The sequence below is a fragment of the Pseudomonas gorinensis genome, assembly GCF_042015035.1.
Classification (GTDB): domain Bacteria; phylum Pseudomonadota; class Gammaproteobacteria; order Pseudomonadales; family Pseudomonadaceae; genus Aquipseudomonas; species Aquipseudomonas gorinensis.
Genome location: NZ_CP167125.1, coordinates 5,457,010 through 5,478,770 on the forward strand (window position 1 = coordinate 5,457,010; position 21,761 = coordinate 5,478,770).

A 21,761-nucleotide genomic window follows, 5' to 3' on the forward strand; every position below is an offset into this window, starting at 1 on the left:
GATCGTGACCGACCGGTAGATCAGCGTTTGCGCAGGATCACGCTACCAATGGAGTACCCGGCGCCGAACGAGCTGAGCACCGCCACGGCGCCCTTGGGCAAGTCGTCCTGGTAGGTGTGGAACGCAATCACCGAACCTGCCGAACTGGTATTGGCGTAAGTGTCGAGGATCACCGGTGCTTCTTCCACCGTGGCTTCGCGGCCCAGCAGTTTCTTCACGATCAGGTGGTTCATGCTCAGGTTGGCCTGGTGCAGCCAGAAGCGCTTCACATCGGCCACATTCAGCTGGTTCTCTTCCAGGTGCACACCGATCAGCTCGGCGACCATCGGGCAGACATCGCGGAAGACTTTGCGGCCTTCCTGCACGAACAGCTTGTCGGGCGCTCCGATGCCCTCTTCCGCCGCACGGTTGAGGAAGCCGAAGTTGTTGCGGATGTTATTGGAGAACTTGGTCAACAGCTTGGTGCTCACCACCTCGAACTGGTGCTCGGAAGTTGCCAGGTCGGCGCGCTCCAGGATCACGGCCGTGGCGGCGTCACCGAAGATGAAATGGCTGTCGCGGTCACGGAAGTTCAAGTGGCCGGTGCAAACTTCGGGGTTGACCATCAGGATCGCCCGGGCCTGGCCCAGCTGGATGCTGTTGGCGGCATTCTGGATGCCGAAGGTGGCCGAGGAACACGCCACGTTCATATCGAAACCAAACCCCTCGATGCCCAGGGCTTCCTGGACTTCAATGGCGATGGCGGGGTACGCACGCTGCAGGTTGGAACAGGCAACGATCACGCCGTCGATATCGGCGGCGGTCTTGCCGGCGCGCTGCAGGGCTTGCTCGGCGGCACCGATAGCCATCTGGCACAGGACCGACCATTCATCGTTGCTGCGCTCGGGCAGGCGCGGGGCCATGCGTTGCGGGTCGAGAATGCCGTCCTTGTCCATGACAAAGCGGCTTTTGATACCGGAGGCCTTCTCGATAAAGGCTGCGCTGGACTCGGTCAGCGCCTGCACCTCGCCGCGCTCGATGGCAGCGGCGTTGTCGCTGTTGAACTGCTGCACGTAGGTATTGAAAGACTGCACCAGCTCTTCGTTGGAGATGCTGTTGGCCGGGGTGTACAAGCCAGTGCCGCTGATGACGACGTTATGCACGGTCGTTCCTCTAAATCTGTCAGGCAGAAGATATTGGTACCGTCGTACCAAACTGTAAGTAGTCCGATTCCCCACCGCGGGCACCAAACTGGCAACGCTTTATTCCATCGCGCCGCGGCTGCGCACCAGCCCATCACGACGATCCCGGCATTTATAACCGCGAAGTTTGCCACAAACCCAGGGATTTGGCGCCATATGCCACTGTTCAAAGCGCACCGATTTCTAATGTGGGAGGGGGCTACACCCCGATAGCGGTGTATCAGTCACAGAATCTTTGCCTGACACACCGCTATCGGGGGCAAGCCCCCTCCCACATTTGGACCTGCCCAGTCCTGGAGGCAGGGAGAGGCTTCAGGGTTCTACCTGGCTCCACTGCTTGCTCAGGCGCTTGTCGGAAATCGGTACCTTGGTGCCCAACTGCTGGGCAAACAACGACACGCGATACTCCTCCAACCACCAGCGATAGAGTTCCAACTGAGGGTCGCGCTTGCCTTCCTGGGCATGTTTGTTCAGGCGGTTCTGGTACTGCGCCCAAAGGCCGCCCAGCTCGGTGCTCCACACCCGGTCCTTTTGCACCTGGCTCGGCAGCTTCTCCAGGCGCAGCTCGATGGCCTTGAGGAAACGCGGCAGCTCCTTGAACCATTGCGCCGGGGTTTCCCGCACAAAACCGGGATAGACCAGATTGCTCAACTGTTGCTTGATATCGTTCAAGGCCACCGCCTGGGCCAGGTCGATCTTGCCTTTGAAGCGCTTTTGCAGGCCGTGCCAGAGCTTCAGCACCTCCAGGGTCAAGCGCGCCAGGCGTTCGGCGTGCTCGGTCCAACTGCCCCGCTTACGTTCGGCCAAGGCCGCCAGGCCGGCACCGTCGCGCGGCAGGCTGGCTTCGCCGTCCAGCACGCAACTGTCGAGGCTGGCCAGCAGGATGTCCTCCACCAAGGCATCGATACGCCCCAGTTCGCGGTACATCAGGCCCAATTCGGTCAGGCCGGGCAACTTGCCGCGCAGGAATTTCGCCGGTTCAGCCAGTTGCTGCATCAGCAAGCGTTGCAACGCGCGGCGGTGCTGGAATTCAGCCTCCGCGGCGGTTGAGAAACGCCCCTCCTTGACCGTGCCGCCCTCCTCCACCAGCGCCGGGTACACCGTCATCGACAGCCCGGCGATCTTCTGCTGGGTCTTCTCGGCCACCGCCGCGAACGCCTTGGCTTGCACCGGTTGCTGGCTTTTCGCGGTCTGCGGCACGGCCAATGCGGCCTGGCTGGCTTCGGCAAAGCGCGCGGTCAGCTCGGCCAGGTCGCGGCCTTCGCCGAGGAACTTGCCCTGGCCGTCGACCACTTCCAGGTTCATCCTCAAGTGGCTGTCAACTTGCTGCGCGGCCTCGGCCCAGGCTTCATCACTGACCCGCGCGCCGGTCATGCGCAGCAGTTCGCGGCCCAATGCCTGGGGCAGCGAGCCCTGGCCAAATTCGATGCGTTGTAGCGCGGCCTTGACGAAATCCGGCACCGGCACGAAGTTCTTGCGCAGTGCCTTGGGCAGGTTACGCACCAGCGCGATGCACTTGGCTTCGATCACCCCCGGCACCAGCCATTCGAGGCGCTCCGGCGGCAAGGCCGGCAGCAGCGGCGCCGGTACCCGCAGGGTCACGCCGTCGCGCGGATGGTTGGGCTCGAAGTGGTAACTCAGGGCCAGTTCCAGGTCGCCCAGGTGCAGGGTGTCGGGGTAATGTGCGGCAGTGACTTCGCTGGCTTCGCGGGCCAGCACGTCTTCTTCGCGCATGATCAGCAATTGCGGGTCTTTCTGGCTGTTGACCTTGTACCAGCTGTCGAAGGTGGCGGTCTGGTGGATCTCCGCCGGCAAGCGCGCATCGTAGAAGGCGTAGAGGGTTTCTTCGTCCGCCAGGATGTCGCGACGGCGCGCCTTGGCTTCCAGTTCGTCGAGCTGCTCCAGCAGTTGCTGGTTGGCCGCCAGGCACTTGGCGCGGGACTGAATCTCGCCGCGCACCAGGCCCTCGCGGATAAACAGCTCGCGGGACACCACCGGGTCGATGGGCCCGTAATGCACCGGCCGCCGACCGACCACAATCAGCCCGAACAAGGTGATCTGCTCGAACGCCACGACTTGGCCGCGCTTCTTCTCCCAATGGGGCTCGAAGTGGTTTTTCTTGATCAGGTGCCCGGCCAATGGCTCGATCCAGTCGGCATCGATCTTGGCCACCATGCGCGCATACAGCTTGGTGGTTTCCACCAGTTCGGCGGTCATCAACCATTGCGGGCGCTTCTTGCCGATGCCCGACGACGGATGAATCCAGAAGCGCCGCTGACGCGCGCCGAGGTAATCGCCGTCTTCGGTCTTCTGGCCGATCTGGCTGAGCAGGCCAGACAGCACCGCCTTGTGCAGTTTGGGGAAGTCCGCCGGTTCCTTATTGACCGTCAACTGCATGTCGCGACAGATCAAGCTCAACTGACGATGGGAGTCTCGCCACTCGCGCAGGCGCAAATAGTTGAGGAAGTTCTTGCGGCACCAGTTGCGCAGCGGGCTGGCGGTCAGTTCCTGGCGTTGTTCTTCAAAGCCGCGCCAGAGGTTGACCAACCCGGCGAAGTCCGAATCCGGGTCCTTCCATTGTGCGTGGGCCTGGTCGGCGGCCTGCTGGCGTTCCGGTGGGCGCTCGCGTGGGTCCTGGATCGACATGGCGCTGGCCACGATGAGTACTTCCTGCAAGCTGCCGAGCTTGGCGGCTTCCAGCAGCATGCGGCCCATGCGCGGGTCCACCGGCAGGCGCGCCAATTGGCGCCCCAGCGGCGTCAGCTGACTGTTGCGGTCGACGGCCGAGAGCTCCTGCAACAGGTTGAAACCGTCGCTGATCGCCTTGCCATCCGGCGGCTCGATAAACGGGAAGTCGGTGATTTCACCCAGGCGCAGGTGCAGCATCTGCAGGATCACGGCAGCCAGGTTGGTGCGCAGGATTTCCGGGTCGGTAAATTCCGGGCGCCCGATAAAGTCTTCTTCGCTGTACAAGCGAATGCAGATCCCCGGTTCAACCCGCCCGCAACGGCCTTTACGCTGGTTGGCGCTGGCCTGGGAAATCGCCTCGATCGGCAGGCGCTGCACCTTGGCGCGGTAGCTGTAGCGGCTGATGCGTGCGGTGCCGCTGTCGATCACATAGCGGATGCCCGGCACGGTCAGCGAGGTTTCGGCGACGTTGGTCGCCAGCACCACACGTCGTCCGGGATGGGACTGGAAGATACGCTGCTGTTCGGCCGGCGACAGGCGCGCGTACAGCGGCAGAATTTCAGTGTGCTTGAGCTGCGCCTTGCGCAGCATGTCGGCGGCGTCACGAATCTCGCGCTCGCCGGGCAAAAACACCAGCACATCGCCGGGGCTGCGCCGCTCGCTGCGCTCATAGGCGGCGATTTCATCGAGGGTGGCGAGGATGGCCTGGTCGACGGTCAAGTCATCTTCGACACGATTGCCCTCTTCGTCCTGTTCCAGGGTCAGTGGACGGTACCAAGTGTCCACCGGAAAGGTGCGGCCCGAAACCTCGACAATCGGCGCATCGTCGAAGTGCTTGGAGAAACGCTCCAGGTCGATGGTTGCCGAGGTGATGATCACCTTCAGGTCCGGACGACGCGGCAGCAGGGTCTTCAGGTAGCCGAGCAGGAAGTCGATGTTCAGGCTGCGTTCGTGGGCTTCGTCGACGATGATCGTGTCGTAGCGTTCGAGGTAGCGATCGTTCTGGGTTTCGGCCAGCAGGATGCCATCGGTCATCAGCTTGATCAGGGTGTTGGAGTCGCTTTGGTCTTCAAAGCGCACCTGATAGCCGACCAGCGCGCCCAGCGGCGTGGCCAACTCTTCGGCGACGCGACTGGCGACGCTGCGCGCGGCAATCCGGCGCGGCTGGGTATGACCGATCAGGCCGTGTTGGCCGCGGCCGATTTCCAGGCAGATTTTCGGCAGTTGGGTGGTTTTACCCGAGCCAGTTTCGCCCGCAATGATCAGCACCTGATGCTTGAGCAATGCTTCCTTGATCTCATCGCGCTTGGCGGCAATCGGCAGGCTGTCGTCGTAGCGAATCACCGGCAGGCTGGCACGCCGCGCCGTGACCTGGGCACAGGACGCCTGCACGCGCGTGACCCACTGCGCCAGCTTCTCCTCATCGGGCTTCTTGCGCAGCTCGAGCAACTGCCGCCGCAAGCGGTGGCGGTCGGCGAGCATGGCGTGGTCGAGGTTTTTCAGCAGTTGGTCGATAGCAGGCGCTTGGTCAGTCATCAGGTGCGTTTGGGTCGTCTATTTATGCAGGGGGAGGATTGTCGCAGAAAACCGCCGCCGCGCGCGCCCCTCATTCGTTATCGCGGTCCTTGCGCCGGTAAGGGAACACATCGATGACCTTGCCGGCCCGAATCGCGTCTTGCAGGCTTTTCCAGTAGTCGGCGTTATACAGCTCGCCGTGCAGTTCATTGAACAGCTTGCGCTGGCCAGCGTCGGCAAACAGGAACGGCGGGAATTCTTCGGGGAACACATCCAGCGGGCCGATGGAGTACCAGGGCTCGGAGGCCATTTCATCCTCGGGGGTGCGGGGTGCGGGGATGTGGCGGAAATTGGCCTCGGTCAGGAAGCAGATTTCGTCATAGTCGTAGAACACCACACGGCCGTGGCGGGTGACGCCGAAGTTCTTCAGCAACATGTCACCGGGAAAGATATTCGCCGCCGCCAATTGCTTGATGGCCAGACCGTAGTCTTCCAGGGCTTCGCGCACTTGAGCGTCGTTGGCGTTGTCGAGGTAGAGGTTGAGGGGGGTCATGCGCCGTTCGGTCCAGCAGTGGCGGATCAGCACGGTGTCGCCCTCCACTTCGACGGTGCCGGCGGCCACATCGAGCAATTCGGCCAGGCACTCGGGCTCGAACTTGCTCAAGGGGAAGCGAAAGTCGGCGAACTCCTGGGTATCGGCCATGCGCCCGACGCGGTCGACGCTTTTGACCAGGCGGTATTTCTCGATCACCGTGGCGCGGTTGACGTTTTTCGACGGCGAGAAGCGGTCCTTGATGATCTTGAACACGGTGTTGAAGCCCGGCAGCGTGAACACGCTCATGACCATGCCGCGCACGCCGGGGGCCATGATGAACTGGTCATCGGTGGTCGCCAGGTGGTTGATCAGCGCGCGGTAGAACTCCGACTTGCCGTGCTTGTAGAACCCGATGGAGGTGTACAGCTCGGCGATGTGCTTGCCCGGCAGGATGCGCTTGAGAAAGCCGATGAATTCCGCCGGTACCGGCACGTCGACCATGAAGTAAGAACGGGTGAACGAGAAGATGATCGACACATCGGCTTCATCGGTGATCAGCGCGTCGATCTGGATGCCGCGCCCTTCGCGGTGCAGCAGCGGGATGACCAGGGGCCACTGTTCTTCATGGGTGTAGATGCGTCCTACGAGGTAGGCGCCCTTGTTGCGGTAGAGCACCGAGGAAAACAGCTCGACCTTGAGCTCCGGGTCCTTACAGACCCAATCCGGCAGGTTCTCGCGCAGTTGTGCTTCGAGGCGACGCAGGTCGGCCGGCAAATCGGCATAGGGCTCGCTGAAGCGGTAGTCGGCGAAGATCTGCGCGAGCATATCGGTGATTTTGCCGGCCGGCGTGTAGATGCGGGTCTGCGCCGCTCGCGCCCGACGCAGGCTCGGCCGGGTCGTGTGGATGAACATGCAGCCGTCGCTGATCAGGTCATGGCTGAACAGGCCGCAGAAAATCGAGTTGTACCAAGTCTCGGACAGCTCATCGTCAAAGCGCAGGTCAATCAGGCCTATATAGGCGCTTTTCACCAGCGGCCAAACGTCGATATCCAGCAGCGTGGCCTCGTCGAAGGCAGCCCGCAGGCGCTCGGTCACTTCACTGACCTTCTCTTCATACAGGTTGATACGCGCCGCCGAGGCTGCCTGCCCCAGTTGCCACTGGGCTTTTTCGAAACGTTCGCGGGCGCCGTCGGTGATCTGGCGAAAGTGCTCGCGGTAATCGTCGAAGCCTTCAAGGATCATCCGCGCAATAGCGAGGGCGGGCGTGGATTGCGACATGCGGGAAACCTCGAACGGGCATCTGGAAGCCCTGAGCTTAGCCAGTGAAGAGTGACAGGAGAAGGATGATTTTTTCCGACGGGTTGTACAACTTCGCGCAGATCGTACATTTATTTTCAGTTTTTTTAATTCGACCATACGGTCAATAAACACCCCCTAAAGTCGCGTTTCGCACGTTAAACGTTTCATCTGAAAGCCTGTAACCACGTGGCCTGGCCGCAGCAGCCGAGGCAAACCCGCACGGCGACTGGTTTTCAGCATGTGTAAGCATTTCGATACAGCCTAAGGGAAACCCTGATTACCGCAGTGATGGCACTTTGATATATACCGCGCCCTCTCCCACCCTAACAAGGTCAGAAGACCGATCCGGGAACTGGTTTTAATCGCCCGAGGAGCACTGAGATGTCATTGAGGAACATGAGGATCGGGCTGCGCGCCAGTCTGAGTTTTGGGGTGTTGGCCAGCCTGCTGGTGATTGTCGGCCTGTTTGGTCTGGGTCAGATGGCCAAGCTGCGTGAAAGCGCCCTGGTGATCGAGGGGTCGTGGATGCCGAGCATCGAGAATATCCATGACAGCGCGGCCTACGTGGCCAGCATCCGTCTGGAAGCGTTGCGCCTGGCAACCACCGACGAGTCGCGCGTGCGTGACAACAGCAAAGGCCTGATCAGCCGCCAACGTACAGAATTGCAAACCCTGCTGGACCATCACGAAACCCTGCTCAGCAGCGACCAGGAGCGCGAACTGCTCAAGCAGGTCAAAGCCAACGTGAACACTTACCTCACCATCGTCGGGCAGATGATCGCCCTGGTGGATAAGGACCAGCAGCAGGACGCTATCGACCTGCTCAACAACCGCCTGGCGCCACAGGGTGGAATCCTCACCAAGAGCCTGGAGGACATGATCACCTTCAACCAGAACGGCGTGGAAGCCGCAACCGATGCAGCGGCACAGGTGTATACGCGCGCGCAGTGGATTGTCGGCCTGATCATCACCGTTGCGCTGGTCGCCACCTTGCTGCTGGCCTGGCTGTTGACCCGCAGCATCACCGCGCCACTGGGCCAGGCCCTGAGCGTTGCGCGCACGATTGCCGCCGGAGACTTGAGCCAGCCCGTCGTGGTGCAGGGCCATGACGAACCGGCACAACTGCTGACAGCACTGGCAACCATGCAGGCGCAACTGCAAACCACCATCCGTGGCATCAGCGAATCGGCGCAGCAACTGGCATCGGCGGCTGAAGAAATGAGTTCGGTGATGGAACAGAGCACACGTGGCCTGCAAGCGCAGAACGACGAGATCGAACAGGCCGCGACCGCCGTGACCGAGATGAGCGCGGCGGTGGATGAAGTGGCGGGCAATGCGGTATCCAGCGCCGAAGCGTCCCAGGCGTCCGACGAAGACAGCAAGCACGGCCACTACCAGATCAGCGAAACCATCAGCTCGATCCAGAACCTGGTGGACGAAGTGCTCGGCGCTTCGAACAAAGCCGAGGGCCTGGCGATGCAGGCCCAGGACATCAGCAAGGTGCTGGAAGTGATCCGCGGCATTGCCGGGCAAACCAACCTGCTGGCGCTCAACGCCGCCATTGAAGCCGCCCGCGCGGGTGAGGCCGGGCGTGGCTTTGCGGTGGTCGCCGATGAAGTGCGCTCACTGGCCCAGCGTACCCAGGATTCCACCGAAGAAATCGAGCAGATGATCGCCGGCATTCAGCAAGGCACCCAGGACACCGTCAGTGCCTTGAACAGCAGCGCCGAGCACGCCGGCCAAACCTTGCAACGGGCCAACAACGCCGGCAGCGCCCTGGAAAAAATCACCGCTGCCATCTCGCAGATCAGCCAGCGCAACCTGGTGATCGCCAGCGCCGCCGAGCAACAAGCGTTGGTGGCCCGCGAAGTGGACCGCAGCCTGGTGAATATCCGGGACCTGTCGACCCAGACCGCCGCTGGCGCCACCCAGACTTCGGCCGCCAGCCAGGAGCTGTCGCGCCTGGCGGTGGACCTGAATGGGTTGGTGACGCGGTTTGTTCTGTAATCAATAGAAAGGTCATGTAACACTCGCCGGCTTATTGAGGTAGGAGCGTTACGTGAGACCTGTCGACACCTTGTACTTGCTGGGGCTCGCCGCCATCTGGGGCGCGAGTTTCCTGTTCATGCGTATCATCGCGCCAGAGATTGGCACGGTGCCGACCGCGTTTTTCCGCGTGTCGATTGCCGCCGCAGGGTTGTTGGTGATCCTGGCGATGATGCGCGTGCGCTGGGACTTCCAGGGCAAGTTCAAGACCGTCCTGCTGCTGGGGGTGATCAACTCCGGGATTCCCGCGACGATGTATTCGGTGGCCGCCCAGGTGCTGCCAGCGGGTTACTCGGCGATCTTCAATGCCACCACCCCGTTGATGGGGGTGTTGATCGGCGGGCTGTTCTTCAGCGAGCGGCTGACCCCGTCGAAAATCGCCGGGGTGTGCCTGGGGCTTTTCGGTGTAGGCGTGCTGACCCGCGCGGGCCCGGTGGCGTTTGACCTGGAATTATTGATGGGCGCGCTGGCCTGTTTGCTGGCGACTACGTGTTATGGCTTTGCCGGGTTCCTGGCGCGCCGCTGGCTGGACCAGCGGGGAGGATTGGACAGTCGTCTTTCCGCCCTGGGCAGCATGCTCGGCGCCACGTTGTTCCTGCTGCCGTTGTTTATCTACAGCGCCATCAGCCATCCGCCCGCGAGTTGGGGTGGGTGGCAGGTGTGGTTGTCGCTGCTGGGCCTGGGGCTGGTGTGTACGGCGTTTGCCTATGTGTTGTACTTCCGCTTGCTCACTGCGATTGGCCCCGTGAGATCGATGACCACCACTTTCCTGATCCCGCCGTTCGGCGTGCTGTGGGGCGCGTTGCTGCTCGACGAGCCGTTATCAATGGCGCATCTGTATGGCGGGGTGTTGATTGCGGGGGCGTTGTGGTTGGTGTTGCGGCCACGCAGGTCGTAGGCGCCGGCGAACCGGCACCTACGGGGTAGACATCAGCCTTTACGGAACACAAACACCAACCCAACAATGATCAACCCCATGCCCAGCAGGCTCAACAACGCCAGCCGATTACCGAAGATCAGGTAATCCATCACCGCCGTCACCGCCGGCACCAGGTAGAACAGGCTGGTGACGTTGACCAGGTTGCCCCGCGCGATCAGGCGGTACAGCAGCAACGTCGCCAGCACCGACACCACCAGCCCCATCCACAATACCGGCAGGTAAAAGCCGGCATTCTGTTCGAAGTGGAACGGCTGGAACGGCACGAATACCGCGCACAACAGCAGCCCGGCCAGGTACTGCAGCGGCAGCGTGCCCAAAGGGTTGTCGGTAATGCGTTTTTGCATGATTGAGCCGAAGGTCATGCTCGCCAGGGCCAGCAGGCCGAAGAGCATCCCGGCCAGGGACATCCCCGCCAGCCCGATACCCTGGTACACCACCATGATCAACCCCGCCAACCCGAGGCCAAGGCCGAACAGGCGGCGCCCGGAACGCTGGCGCTCCGTCAGCGCCACGGTCAGGATCGGCTGCACGCCCATGAGGGTCGCCATCACGCCGGGGGTGACGTTGAGGTCCAGGGCCAGCAGATAGAAAATCTGGTAGGCCCCCAACAACACCAGGCCGGTCGCCGCTGCATACCACAGCGGTTTGCCGGGGCGCGGCAGTTGCAGCTTGAGCATCGGTACGAGGATCACCAGACCGAGCAGGGCGATGGCAAAACGGATCAATAAGAAGGCGAAGGGCGACGCATGGGCCAGGCCCAGCTTGGAGAAGATCGCCCCGCTGCTCCACAGCAGGACAAACAGGCTCGTCGAGGCCGCCGCGGCCACGGATTGTTTCGAAAGAACAGACATGGTTACCACCTGTAATCAGGCAAAAAAAGCCGACTCAGCAAAGGCTGAAGTTCTGGAGTTTTTTCAGGCGTGCAGACGGGGACAGCGAGTCGCTGATCAGCCCGAAATGCCAACACCCGGCGGTGATACGACTGCGTACACCGGCGTGCGACTGACAGGTGGGGGGTAGTGACTGATCTGCGCAGGCTGCTTGTTCCCGCACGGTACGACCACAGCGTTGACCGCTGAATCGACTACCGCTATGCGCTGGAGAGCTGGCATGGGCTGATCTTGTATGGAGGGATGAAGAAGGCCTGACTATAACCAGCCGTTGATACGTTTTGCAATCACTTCACCAACGCCCTTGCGTGGCACAGTTTTCATGTGGCCCACAGGGGACGATCGCTATAATGCCGTCCAGTTTTTTCCAAGGACTCCCCATGCTCGCATTGCCCTGGCTGTACCTGGCGCTTCTTTCCATCGGCTATGTGCTGGCCTTGGCCTACGGGCAACTGGGCGTGCTGGCGCTGGTGTCCGTCGCCCTGCTGCTGATTGCCGGTTATGCCGTGCGCCAGCAGCGCACGCCTTGGGCACGCTACATCGGCCATGGTTTGTTCATTGTGCTGGCCCTGAGCCTGGCGATGCACTGGCTACCGGGCTTCTACAACGGGCGCGCCATCGAGCCGCAACGCTTTACCCCCGACGCGGTGCCCTTCTCGATGTACCTGAACCAGGACAAACCGCTGATCGGCTTCTGGCTGTTACTGGCCTGCCCGTGGGTGGTGGCGCGACGCTCCTTGCGCCTGTCGATCTGCGTCACGGCCCTGGCCTTGGCCCTGACCGCAATTGCCGCCCTCGGCGGCGCAGCCTTGCTGGGCGTCATCAGTTGGGCGCCGAAATGGCCGGTGCACGCGTGGTTGTGGGTATTGAATAACCTGTTGTTGGTGACCTTGGTGGAAGAGGCGTTGTTTCGCGGCTACATTCAGGGCGGCCTGCAACAGCGCTTCAAGCACCTGCCCTACGGCGAGAACCTGGCACTGCTGCTGGCCTCGCTGCTGTTCGGGCTGGTGCACCTGGGCGCGGGCTGGCAATGGGTGCTGCTGGCAAGCATTGCCGGTGTGGGTTACGGCCTGGCTTATCGCTTTGGTGGGCTGGGTGCGGCGATTGCCACGCACTTTGGGCTGAACCTGCTTCACTTCGGGTTGTTTACTTATCCGATGCTGGCTGGCTGATGTCTACCGGAGGCAAGGCGTTCCTGCGGATTGTTGCAAAAATAAGTTAAATAAGCGCCCGCTCCTGCCGATACTCCCTGAAAGCCTTGCGGATTGAACAATCATGCGTAATAACCAACCCGTTACCCAGCGCGAACGTACCTTCCCCGCTCAGCAACGGTTGATCTCCACCACAGATGCCAAGGGCGTGATCACCTACTGCAACGACGCTTTCGTCGAAATCAGTGGGTTCTCCCGCGATGAACTGGTGCGTGCCCCGCACAACCTGGTTCGTCACCCGGACGTTCCGGCGGCCGTATTCGGGCACATGTGGTCAACGCTCAAACAAGGCTTGCCATGGATGGGCATTGTCAAGAATCGCTGCAAGACCGGTGATCACTACTGGGTTAACGCCTATGTGACGCCGGTTTTCGACGGCAACCAGGTGGTCGGCTACGAGTCGGTGCGCATCAAGCCCACCGCCGAGCAGATCCGCCGGGCCGAAGCGCTCTATCAACGCATCAACCAGGGCAAGTCTGCCGTTCCCCAGCGGGACAAATGGCTGCCGGTGTTGCAGGACTGGCTGCCGTTTATCCTGATCAGCCAGTTGAGCTTCATGATCGGTGCGTCGCTGAATTCCCACTGGGGCTTTGCCCTGGCGGCGGGGCTGTCGGTGCCCTTGGGCCTGCTGGGCCTGAGTTGGCAACAGCGTGGCCTCAAGCGCCTGCTGCGCCTGGCCGAGCAGACCACCTCAGACCCGCTGATCGCGCAGATGTACACCGACAGCCGTGGCGCCCAGGCGCGACTGGAAATGTCGATCCTCAGCCAGGAAGCCCGCCTGAAAACCTGCCTCACGCGTCTGCAGGACACGGCTGAACACCTCAACGACCAGGCGGCGCAGTCCAACACCCTGGCGCATAACAGCTCCAGCGGCCTGGAACGCCAGCGCGTGGAAACCGAACAGGTGGCCACCGCGGTCAACCAGATGGCGGCGACCACCCAGGAAGTTGCCAGCCATGTGCAGCGCACGGCGGATGCGACCCAGGAAGCCAATCGCCTGACCGGTCGTGGCCGCGATATCGCCGGGGAAACCCGCGAGGCCATTCAGCGTCTGTCGCTGGCCGTGGGCGAAACCGGGGTGACCGTTACCCAACTGGCCAAGGACAGCGATGAAATCGGCGGTGTCGTCGATGTGATCAAAGGCATCGCCGATCAGACCAACTTGCTGGCGCTGAACGCGGCAATCGAAGCCGCGCGTGCCGGGGAGATGGGCCGTGGCTTCGCAGTCGTGGCCGACGAGGTCCGTCAACTGGCCCAGCGCACCGCCGAGTCGACCGGGCAGATCCATGCCTTGATCGCCAAGCTGCAACAAACCGCTGCCGCCGCCGTGCAAACCATGGACGCCGGGCATCGCCAGGCCGAAGAAGGGGTGGCGCGTGTGATGGAAGCGGATCAGGCGTTGGTCGGCATCAGCGAAGCAGTGGCCAACATCACCGACATGACCACCCAGATTGCGGCCGCCACCGAAGAGCAAAGCTCGGTAGCCGAAGAGATCAGCCGCAACATCAGCACCATTGCGCTGTTGGCGGACCAGACTTCGGAACAGGCGTTGAACTCGGCGCAGTTGAGTGAGGAATTGACGCATACCGCCAATACCCAGTACTCGCTGGTCGAGCGGTTTAACCGCTAGACCGCTATCGGGGGCAAGCCCCCTCCCACATTTACCGCGTACACCCCTTGGAACGCAGTCGAGTGTGGGAGGGGGCTTGCCCCCGATAGGGCCCTAGAGGGCTCCGAGAAACCGGGCAACCTGCACCGCCGCAGCCTCCAGATGCTGCTCATGACTGAACCCCGAAGCCTTCAACGGCTTCAAGTCATGGTCCCCCGCCACCAGCCACATTACCTCGATGCTCGGCGACAAATCATAGCCTTCTACCGCCACTCGATTACCCAAGGCATCGCGCTCGCCCTGCACGATCAACGTCGGCGTCTGCAGCCCGGCCAGATGCTCGACCCGGGGCTTCTCCGGCTTGCCCACCGCATAGAACGGATACCCCAGGCATACCAACCCATCGACGCCCAGTTCATCGGCCACCAGACTGGCCATGCGCCCGCCCATGGACTTGCCACCGATGGCCAGTGTTCCAGCGACATGGCGTCGCACCTCGGCATGCACCTCACGCCATGCCTGCAACAGTTTGGCGGCCGGGTTCGGCGGGCGTTTGCCGCCCTCTACGCGCCGCTGGGCCATATAGGGAAACTCGAAGCGCAACACGTTCACCCCATGCAGGGCAAGGCGTGCAGCCATGTCGGTCATGAACGTCGAGTCCATCGGTGCGCCGGCGCCGTGGGCCAGAATCAGGGTGATAGGCTCACGCCGATCTCCCTCTGCCGCGGCGTCCCACAACCAGCCGTGTTCCCGCACACACTGCGCCCATTGATCCCCGTCAATACTGGCCTTGTGCTCTTTGCTCATGCTTGCCTCGCTATTCAGTCTGCCTATAACTCCAGCCCAAGTGCCGCATTCGCTTGGGTTGAACCGTGGATGGGGAACCATGAACACTACATTAAGTACCGCCTATAACTACAAGGTGGTCCGCCAATTCGCCATTATGACGGTGGTGTGGGGCATCGTCGGCATGGGGCTCGGGGTTTTTCTCGCCGCCCAATTGGTATGGCCTGCGCTCAACTTCGACTTACCCTGGACCAGCTTCGGCCGCTTGCGCCCGTTGCACACCAACGCGGTGATCTTTGCCTTCGGTGGCTGCGCGTTGTTCGCCAGTTCCTTCTACTCCGTGCAGCGCACCTGCCAGACCCAGCTGTTCGCGCCGAAAATCGCCGCGTTCTGCTTCTGGGGCTGGCAACTGGTGATCCTGCTCGCCGCGATCTCCTTGCCGCTGGGCTACACCAGCTCCAAGGAATACGCTGAGCTGGAATGGCCGATCGACATCCTGATCACCATTGTCTGGGTGGCCTACGCCATTGTGTTCTTCGGCACCGTGGCCAAGCGCAACACCAAGCACATCTACGTCGGCAACTGGTTCTTCGGTGCGTTCATCATCACCGTCGCGATCCTGCATATCGTCAACAACCTGGAAATCCCGGTCAGCCTGACCAAGTCCTACTCGCTGTACGGCGGTGCGACGGATGCCATGGTGCAGTGGTGGTATGGGCATAACGCGGTAGGCTTCTTCCTGACCGCTGGCTTCCTGGGGATGATGTATTACTTCGTACCCAAGCAAGCCGAGCGTCCGGTGTATTCCTATCGCCTGTCGATCGTGCACTTCTGGGCACTGATCACCCTGTACATCTGGGCCGGTCCTCACCACCTGCACTACACCGCGCTGCCGGACTGGGCACAGTCGTTGGGCATGGTGATGTCGCTGGTCCTGCTGGCGCCAAGCTGGGGCGGCATGATCAACGGCATGATGACCCTGTCGGGCGCCTGGCATAAGCTGCGCAGCGACCCGATCCTGCGCTTCCTCGTGGTTTCGCTGGCGTTCTACGGCATGTCGACCTTCGAAGGTCCGATGATGGCGATCAAGACGGTCAACGCCCTCTCCCACTACACCGACTGGACCATTGGCCACGTACACGCCGGCGCCCTCGGCTGGGTAGCGATGATCTCCATCGGCGCGCTGTACCACATGATCCCGAAAATCTTCGGTCGCGAGCAGATGTACAGCCTCGGCCTGATCAACGCGCACTTCTGGCTGGCCACCATCGGCACCGTGCTCTACATCGCCTCGATGTGGGTCAACGGCATCGCCCAGGGCCTGATGTGGCGTGCGGTCAACGAAGACGGCACCTTGACCTACTCCTTCGTCGAAACCCTGGTGGCCAGCCACCCAGGCTTCATCGTGCGGTTGGTCGGCGGCGCCATCTTCCTCAGCGGCATGTTCCTGATGGCTTACAACACTTGGCGCACCGTGCGTTCGGCACAACCTGCCGAAGTCGCCGCTGCGGCGCAGATGGCCTGAGGAGTCGATGATGAAACACGAAACGATTGAAAAGAACGTCGGCCTGCTGATGCTGCTCATGGTACTGGCCGTGAGTATCGGCGGCCTGACCCAGATCGTCCCGCTGTTCTTCCAGGACGTCACCAACAAACCGGTGGAAGGCATGAAGCCCTATACCGCGCTGCAACTGGAAGGTCGCGACATCTACATCCGCGAAGGCTGCGTACAGTGCCACTCGCAAATGATCCGCCCATTCCGCGCCGAGACCGAACGCTACGGCCACTACTCGGTCGCCGGTGAAAGTGTGTGGGACCACCCGTTCCTGTGGGGCTCCAAGCGCACCGGGCCGGACCTGGCCCGCGTCGGCGCGCGCTACTCGGACGACTGGCACCGCGCGCATTTGTACAACCCGCGCAACGTCGTGCCCGAGTCGAAAATGCCGGCCTACCCATGGCTGGTGACCGCCGCTGTCGACAGCAGCCACACCGAGACCAAGTTGAAAGTGATGCGCACCCTCGGCGTGCCCTACACCGACGACGACATCAGTGGCGCCGTGGCCAGCCTCAAGGGCAAGACCGAGATGGATGCACTGGTTTCGTACCTGCAAGTGCTCGGCACTGCCATCAAGAGCAAGAGGTGAGCCATGGGATTTGAATTCGATGCGGGCACCATCCGCGGCCTCGGCACGCTGGTCGTCGCTATCGCGTTTATCGGCTTGTCGCTGTGGGTGTTCAACAACCGGCGCAATGAGGAATTCGAGCAGGCGCGCCTGCTGCCGTTTGCCGACGAACCCTCTCCATCCGACGCTCAAGAAGAGCCTGTAACAAGGAGCAACCGGCCATGACTACCTTTTGGAGTACATGGATCTGCGTACTGACCCTCGGCAGCCTGATCGGCCTGACCTGGCTGTTGTTCGGCACCCGCAAGGGCGAGACCAAGGGCAGTGTCGACCAGACCATGGGCCACGCCTTCGACGGCATTGAGGAATACGACAACCCGCTGCCCCAGTGGTGGTTCATGCTGTTCGCCGGCACCTTGGTGTTTGCCGTCGGCTACCTGATCCTCTACCCGGGCCTGGGCAACTGGAAAGGCGTGCTGCCAGGCTATGAAGGCGGCTGGACATCGGCCAAGGAGTGGGACAAGGAAATGGCTAAGGCCGACACCAAGTTCGGGCCGATCTTCGCCAAATTCTCGGCCATGCCGGTGGAAGCCGTCGCAAAAGATCCACAAGCGCTGAAAATGGGCGGACGCCTGTTCGCATCCAACTGCGCGGTGTGCCACGGCTCGGATGCCAAGGGCGCGTTTGGCTTCCCGAACCTGGCGGACAACATCTGGCGCTGGGGCGGTTCGGCCGAAGCAATCAAGACCACCATCATGAACGGTCGCCATGCGGCGATGCCGGCCTGGGGTGACATGCTGGGTGACGAGGGGGTGAAAAACGTCGCCGCCTATGTACGTCATGAACTGGCCAAGCTGCCCCTGCCGGCCGACAGCGCTGCCGACCTGGCCGCCGGCCAAGCCACGTTCAGCACCACCTGTGTTGCCTGCCACGGTCCGCAAGGCCAGGGCATGGAAGCCATGGGCGCGCCCAACCTGACCCTGCCAAGTGGCTATATCTACGGCACCAGCCTGGCGCAGTTGCAGCAAACTATTCGCCACGGCCGCCAAGGCCAGATGCCGGCCCAGGAAGTGCTGCAAGGTAATGACAAGGTGCACCTGCTCGCCGCCTACGTTTACAGCCTGTCCCATAACGCTGATGGCGCCAAGCCAGAAAGCCAAGCTCAATAACCGTTAACTGCCGCCCCGCCCTGGGGCGGCAGCCCTACCCCGTTACGCGACCAAGTGTCGCACCCTTCCAAAGCACAACTTTCCCCTCCTGCCATTCGGGTCTACGCTTGTCCCCACAGTGGATCGGTATTGACCGGTCGACGGCTGACTTGCACTCGTTGGGTTGAACATTTCTACAGGGCGACAGGCGCAAAGGCTGGCAGCGACCGGCTGTCGTGCCACTGACCACTCGTCAGCCGGGCAGCGTGTTCATACACACCCAGTAACAAGTCTCCACGACCTGAGAAAATTCCTGTCCATTTGATCAGCTTTCCATTTCGGATTTTGTCCTTACATCAAACATGGAAAGGGCGCAGAATCTGGCGTGGAACGCATTGACACAGGTCACCCTTGCGTTGCAATGGCACCTCGGTTTCTCCATACTTGCGACCGATTTTTACCTATAAAAAAACCTAAACCGTGGAACCTTAGAATGAGCACAGCAATCAGTCCGACTGCTTATAACTATAAGGTAGTCCGCCAGTTCGCCATCATGACGGTGGTCTGGGGGATCCTTGGCATGGGGCTCGGGGTGTTCATCGCCTCGCAACTGGTCTGGCCGGAATTGAACTTCGGCTTGCCCTGGACGACCTTTGGCCGCCTGCGCCCGCTGCACACCAACCTGGTGATTTTCGCCTTCGGCGGATGTGCCCTGTTTGCCACCTCCTACTATGTCGTGCAGCGAACCTGCCAGACGCGACTGATTTCCGATGGCCTCGCCGCGTTCACCTTCTGGGGATGGCAAGCGGTGATCGTCGGGGCCGGCATCACGTTGCCGCTGGGCTACACCACCACCAAGGAATACGCCGAGCTGGAATGGCCCATCGCCATTTTGCTCGCGATCGTGTGGGTGACCTACGCGGTGGTGTTCTTCGGCACCATCACCAAGCGCAAGACCAAGCACATCTATGTGGGTAACTGGTTCTACGGTGCCTTCATCCTGGTGACGGCGATGCTGCACATCGTCAACCACGCGTCGCTGCCGGTCAGCCTGTTCAAGTCCTACTCGGCCTACGCCGGGGCGACGGATGCGATGATCCAGTGGTGGTACGGCCACAACGCTGTGGGTTTCTTCCTCACCACCGGTTTCCTGGGGATGATGTACTACTTCGTGCCGAAACAGGCCGAACGTCCTATTTACTCGTATCGCCTGTCCATCGTGCACTTCTGGGCGCTGATCACCCTGTACATCTGGGCCGGCCCGCACCACTTGCACTACACCGCGTTGCCGGATTGGGCGCAGTCCCTGGGCATGGCGATGTCGATCATCCTGCTGGCACCGAGCTGGGGCGGCATGATCAACGGCATGATGACCCTGTCGGGCGCCTGGCATAAGCTGCGCACCGACCCGATCCTGCGCTTCCTGGTGGTTTCGCTGGCGTTCTACGGCATGTCGACCTTCGAAGGGCCGATGATGGCCATCAAGACCGTCAACTCGCTCTCCCACTACACCGACTGGACCATCGGCCACGTACACGCCGGCGCCCTGGGTTGGGTGGCGATGATCTCCATCGGCGCGCTGTACCACATGATCCCGAAAATCTTCGGCCGTGCGCAGATGCACAGCGTCGGGCTGATCAACACGCACTTCTGGCTGGCCACCATCGGCACCGTGCTCTACATCGCCTCGATGTGGGTCAACGGCATCACCCAGGGCCTGATGTGGCGTGCGATCAACGATGACGGCACCCTCACCTACTCCTTCGTCGAAGCGCTGCAAGCCAGCCACCCGGGCTACATCGTCCGTGCCCTGGGCGGCGCGTTCTTTGCCACCGGCATGCTGTTCATGGCCTACAACGTCTGGCGCACCGTGCGTGCTTCCGACCCTGCAGAAGCCGAAGCCGCCGCCAAGATCGTCGTTGTGGGAGCCCACTGATGAAGCATGAAGTAGTCGAGAAGAATATCGGCCTGCTGGCCTTCTTCATGGTCATCGCCGTGAGTATCGGCGGCCTGACCCAGATCGTTCCGCTGTTTTTCCAGGACGTGACCAACAAGCCGGTCGAAGGCATGAAGCCCCGCACCGCCCTTGAACTGGAAGGCCGCGACGTCTACATCGCCAACGGTTGTGTCGGCTGCCACTCGCAGATGATCCGACCGTTCCGCGCCGAAACCGAACGCTACGGCCACTACTCGGTCGCCGGTGAAAGTGTCTGGGACCACCCGTTCCTGTGGGGTTCCAAGCGTACCGGCCCGGACCTGGCCCGTGTCGGCGGGCGTTACTCCGACGACTGGCAGCGTGCGCACTTGTACAACCCGCGCAACGTGGTGCCTGAGTCGAAAATGCCGGCGTACCCGTTCCTCGTGGAAAACAAGCTCGACGGCAAGGACACCGCGAAGAAGATGGAAGTCTTGCGCACCCTGGGCGTGCCCTACACCGACGAAGACATCGCCGGTGCAGCCGCAGCCGTGAAGGGCAAGACCGAAATGGACGCATTGGTGGCCTACCTGCAAGGCCTTGGCACCATCATCAAAAGCAAACGGTGATTCTTCATGGATATCGGGATGATTCGTGGCCTGGGCACCGTGGTGGTGATGGTGGCCTTTATCGGCCTGGCGTTGTGGGTGTTCAGCCCGCGGCGCAAGTCGGAGTTTGACGACGCGACCATGCTGCCTTTTGCGGATGATCCCGAAGCCATCAAGCACGTCGAGCAAGCTTCTAGGAGTAACAAAGAATGACTACGTTCTGGAGTCTGTACGTCACAGTCCTCAGTCTGGGTACCATCTTCGCCCTGACCTGGCTGCTGCTGTCGACCCGCAAGGGCCAGCGCGCCGAGCAAACGGACGAAACCGTTGGCCACTCGTTCGACGGCATCGAGGAGTACGACAACCCGCTGCCGAAGTGGTGGTTCATGCTGTTCGTCGGCACCATCGTCTTCGCCCTTGGCTACCTGGTGCTGTACCCCGGCCTGGGCAATTGGAAAGGCCTGCTGCCGGGCTACAACTACCTCGACAACGACAAGCAAACCCCGTTCGCCAACGGCCAGACCGGCTGGACCGGCGTGCATGAATGGGAAAAGGAAATGGCCAAGTCGGACGCCAAGTTCGGGCCGATCTTTGCCAAATTCGCCTCGATGCCGATTGAAGAAGTGGCCAAGGACCCGCAAGCCTTGAAGATGGGCGGCCGCCTGTTCGCCTCCAACTGCTCGGTGTGCCACGGTTCCGACGCCAAGGGCGCCTACGGTTTCCCCAACCTGACCGACGCCGATTGGCGCTGGGGTGGCGAACCGGCGACCATCAAGGAAACCATCATGAAAGGTCGCCATGCCGTCATGCCGGCCTGGCTGGATATCCTCAAGGAACAAGGCGTCAGCGATGTGGCCGCGTTCGTCATCACCAACCTCGACGGCCGCAAGCTGCCGGAAGGCGTGAAAGCCGACGCGGCCAACGGCGAGAAACTCTTCGCCGCCAACTGCGTGGCCTGCCACGGCCCGGCCGGTAAAGGCACCCCAGCCATGGGCGCACCCGACCTGACCCACCCGGGTGCATTCATCTACGGTTCGAGCTTCGCCCAACTGCAGCAGACCATCCGTTGGGGCCGTCAGGGCCAGATGCCTGCGCAGGAGCAACTGCAGGGCAACGACAAGGTGCACTTGCTCGCGGCGTATGTTTACAGCTTGTCCCATGGGGATAAAAAGGCTGAAGGGCAGTAATACCGACCGTTATTTAGAAACACAGAAAAACCAATGTGGGAGGGGCGGTGCGACGATTCGACTTGCCCCCGATAGCGGTG

Annotated in this window: 17 protein-coding genes; 12 read left to right on the forward strand and 5 right to left on the reverse strand. The window is 61.6% G+C overall.

The window, feature by feature from the left end; genetic code table 11:
• Positions 1-20: 20 nt before the first annotated feature.
• The 3 genes from AB7933_RS24685 to aceK form a co-directional block, all read right to left on the reverse strand.
• Positions 21-1,142, reverse strand: coding sequence for a beta-ketoacyl-ACP synthase III (locus AB7933_RS24685; RefSeq protein WP_024076815.1), 1,122 nt, complete (start codon positions 1,140-1,142; stop codon positions 21-23).
• A gap of 351 nt (positions 1,143-1,493) precedes the next feature.
• Positions 1,494-5,405, reverse strand: a complete 3,912-nt coding sequence (gene hrpA, locus AB7933_RS24690; protein WP_024076816.1) for an ATP-dependent RNA helicase HrpA — start codon at positions 5,403-5,405, stop codon at positions 1,494-1,496.
• 70 nt (positions 5,406-5,475) lie between these two features.
• Positions 5,476-7,197 (reverse strand): bifunctional isocitrate dehydrogenase kinase/phosphatase, encoded by a 1,722-nt coding sequence (gene aceK, locus AB7933_RS24695; protein ID WP_024076817.1) that lies wholly within the window; start codon positions 7,195-7,197, stop codon positions 5,476-5,478.
• Between the two features lie 417 nt (positions 7,198-7,614).
• Between aceK and AB7933_RS24700 the strand changes: the two genes are divergently transcribed.
• Entirely contained in the window at positions 7,615-9,225 is a 1,611-nt protein-coding gene (locus AB7933_RS24700) for a methyl-accepting chemotaxis protein (RefSeq protein ID WP_370694644.1), read from the forward strand.
• A 52-nt stretch (positions 9,226-9,277) separates the two neighbouring features.
• Positions 9,278-10,162 carry a DMT family transporter gene (locus AB7933_RS24705; protein WP_024076819.1) on the forward strand — a complete coding sequence of 295 codons (885 nt, stop codon included), beginning with the start codon at positions 9,278-9,280 and terminating at the stop codon, positions 10,160-10,162.
• Between the two features lie 32 nt (positions 10,163-10,194).
• Here the strand turns inward: AB7933_RS24705 and AB7933_RS24710 are convergent, their stop codons facing one another.
• Positions 10,195-11,055, reverse strand: a complete 861-nt coding sequence (locus AB7933_RS24710; protein ID WP_024076820.1) for a DMT family transporter — start codon at positions 11,053-11,055, stop codon at positions 10,195-10,197.
• A 419-nt stretch (positions 11,056-11,474) separates the two neighbouring features.
• Between AB7933_RS24710 and AB7933_RS24715 the strand changes: the two genes are divergently transcribed.
• Both AB7933_RS24715 and AB7933_RS24720 read left to right on the forward strand, forming a co-directional pair.
• The gene (locus tag AB7933_RS24715) at positions 11,475-12,266 is read left to right on the forward strand and encodes a CPBP family intramembrane glutamic endopeptidase (protein ID WP_041160995.1); all 792 of its coding nucleotides are present in this window, start codon (positions 11,475-11,477) and stop codon (positions 12,264-12,266) included.
• Between the two features lie 103 nt (positions 12,267-12,369).
• A complete protein-coding gene (locus AB7933_RS24720; RefSeq protein ID WP_024076822.1) occupies positions 12,370-13,935 on the forward strand; it encodes a methyl-accepting chemotaxis protein in 1,566 nt (521 codons plus the stop codon).
• Positions 13,936-14,028: 93 nt separating this feature from the next.
• Here AB7933_RS24720 and AB7933_RS24725 read toward each other — a convergent pair whose 3' ends face one another.
• Complete coding sequence (locus AB7933_RS24725) at positions 14,029-14,721, reverse strand: alpha/beta family hydrolase (RefSeq protein WP_024076823.1); 693 nt, start codon at positions 14,719-14,721, stop codon at positions 14,029-14,031.
• A gap of 79 nt (positions 14,722-14,800) precedes the next feature.
• Here AB7933_RS24725 and ccoN (AB7933_RS24730) point away from each other — a divergent pair, with 79 nt between their 5' ends.
• From ccoN (AB7933_RS24730) to ccoP (AB7933_RS24765), 8 genes are all read left to right on the forward strand, one after another.
• Positions 14,801-16,225 carry a cytochrome-c oxidase, cbb3-type subunit I gene (gene ccoN / locus AB7933_RS24730; RefSeq protein ID WP_024076824.1) on the forward strand — a complete coding sequence of 475 codons (1,425 nt, stop codon included), beginning with the start codon at positions 14,801-14,803 and terminating at the stop codon, positions 16,223-16,225.
• A 10-nt stretch (positions 16,226-16,235) separates the two neighbouring features.
• On the forward strand, positions 16,236-16,844 hold the full coding sequence (gene ccoO, locus AB7933_RS24735; protein WP_017735321.1) for a cytochrome-c oxidase, cbb3-type subunit II: 609 nt from the start codon (positions 16,236-16,238) through the stop codon (positions 16,842-16,844).
• 3 nt (positions 16,845-16,847) lie between these two features.
• On the forward strand, positions 16,848-17,048 hold the full coding sequence (locus AB7933_RS24740) for a cbb3-type cytochrome oxidase subunit 3 (protein WP_024076825.1): 201 nt from the start codon (positions 16,848-16,850) through the stop codon (positions 17,046-17,048).
• Entirely contained in the window at positions 17,045-17,992 is a 948-nt protein-coding gene (gene ccoP / locus AB7933_RS24745) for a cytochrome-c oxidase, cbb3-type subunit III (RefSeq protein ID WP_024076826.1), read from the forward strand. The genes AB7933_RS24740 and ccoP (AB7933_RS24745) overlap by 4 nt, the downstream gene beginning before the upstream one ends.
• A gap of 472 nt (positions 17,993-18,464) precedes the next feature.
• Positions 18,465-19,907, forward strand: a complete 1,443-nt coding sequence (ccoN, locus tag AB7933_RS24750; RefSeq protein WP_024076827.1) for a cytochrome-c oxidase, cbb3-type subunit I — start codon at positions 18,465-18,467, stop codon at positions 19,905-19,907.
• On the forward strand, positions 19,907-20,515 hold the full coding sequence (ccoO, locus tag AB7933_RS24755; protein ID WP_003193167.1) for a cytochrome-c oxidase, cbb3-type subunit II: 609 nt from the start codon (positions 19,907-19,909) through the stop codon (positions 20,513-20,515). Before ccoN (AB7933_RS24750) ends, ccoO (AB7933_RS24755) begins: the two co-directional genes overlap by 1 nt.
• A 6-nt stretch (positions 20,516-20,521) precedes the next feature.
• Positions 20,522-20,707 (forward strand): CcoQ/FixQ family Cbb3-type cytochrome c oxidase assembly chaperone, encoded by a 186-nt coding sequence (locus AB7933_RS24760; RefSeq protein ID WP_003193169.1) that lies wholly within the window; start codon positions 20,522-20,524, stop codon positions 20,705-20,707.
• Positions 20,704-21,681: a cytochrome-c oxidase, cbb3-type subunit III gene (gene ccoP / locus AB7933_RS24765; protein ID WP_024076828.1), complete on the forward strand. Its 978-nt coding sequence runs from the start codon at positions 20,704-20,706 to the stop codon at positions 21,679-21,681. Before AB7933_RS24760 ends, ccoP (AB7933_RS24765) begins: the two co-directional genes overlap by 4 nt.
• Positions 21,682-21,761 lie beyond the last annotated feature (80 nt).

Excerpts from the sequence above, each read along its gene's own strand:
- AB7933_RS24720 (WP_024076822.1), top strand. The coding sequence starts at position 12,370 with ATGCGTAATAACCAACCCGTTACCCAGCGCGAACGTACCTTCCCCGCT.
- ccoN (WP_024076824.1), top strand. The coding sequence starts at position 14,801 with ATGAACACTACATTAAGTACCGCCTATAACTACAAGGTGGTCCGCCAA.
- AB7933_RS24710 (WP_024076820.1), bottom strand. The coding sequence starts at position 11,055 with ATGTCTGTTCTTTCGAAACAATCCGTGGCCGCGGCGGCCTCGACGAGC.
- ccoO (WP_003193167.1), top strand. The coding sequence starts at position 19,907 with ATGAAGCATGAAGTAGTCGAGAAGAATATCGGCCTGCTGGCCTTCTTC.
- ccoN (WP_024076827.1), top strand. The coding sequence starts at position 18,465 with ATGAGCACAGCAATCAGTCCGACTGCTTATAACTATAAGGTAGTCCGC.
- AB7933_RS24700 (WP_370694644.1), top strand. The coding sequence starts at position 7,615 with ATGAGGATCGGGCTGCGCGCCAGTCTGAGTTTTGGGGTGTTGGCCAGC.
- hrpA (WP_024076816.1), bottom strand. The coding sequence starts at position 5,405 with ATGACTGACCAAGCGCCTGCTATCGACCAACTGCTGAAAAACCTCGAC.
- aceK (WP_024076817.1), bottom strand. The coding sequence starts at position 7,197 with ATGTCGCAATCCACGCCCGCCCTCGCTATTGCGCGGATGATCCTTGAA.
- ccoP (WP_024076828.1), top strand. The coding sequence starts at position 20,704 with ATGACTACGTTCTGGAGTCTGTACGTCACAGTCCTCAGTCTGGGTACC.
- AB7933_RS24760 (WP_003193169.1), top strand. The coding sequence starts at position 20,522 with ATGGATATCGGGATGATTCGTGGCCTGGGCACCGTGGTGGTGATGGTG.
- AB7933_RS24740 (WP_024076825.1), top strand. The coding sequence starts at position 16,848 with ATGGGATTTGAATTCGATGCGGGCACCATCCGCGGCCTCGGCACGCTG.
- AB7933_RS24715 (WP_041160995.1), top strand. The coding sequence starts at position 11,475 with ATGCTCGCATTGCCCTGGCTGTACCTGGCGCTTCTTTCCATCGGCTAT.
- AB7933_RS24725 (WP_024076823.1), bottom strand. The coding sequence starts at position 14,721 with ATGAGCAAAGAGCACAAGGCCAGTATTGACGGGGATCAATGGGCGCAG.
- ccoP (WP_024076826.1), top strand. The coding sequence starts at position 17,045 with ATGACTACCTTTTGGAGTACATGGATCTGCGTACTGACCCTCGGCAGC.
- ccoO (WP_017735321.1), top strand. The coding sequence starts at position 16,236 with ATGAAACACGAAACGATTGAAAAGAACGTCGGCCTGCTGATGCTGCTC.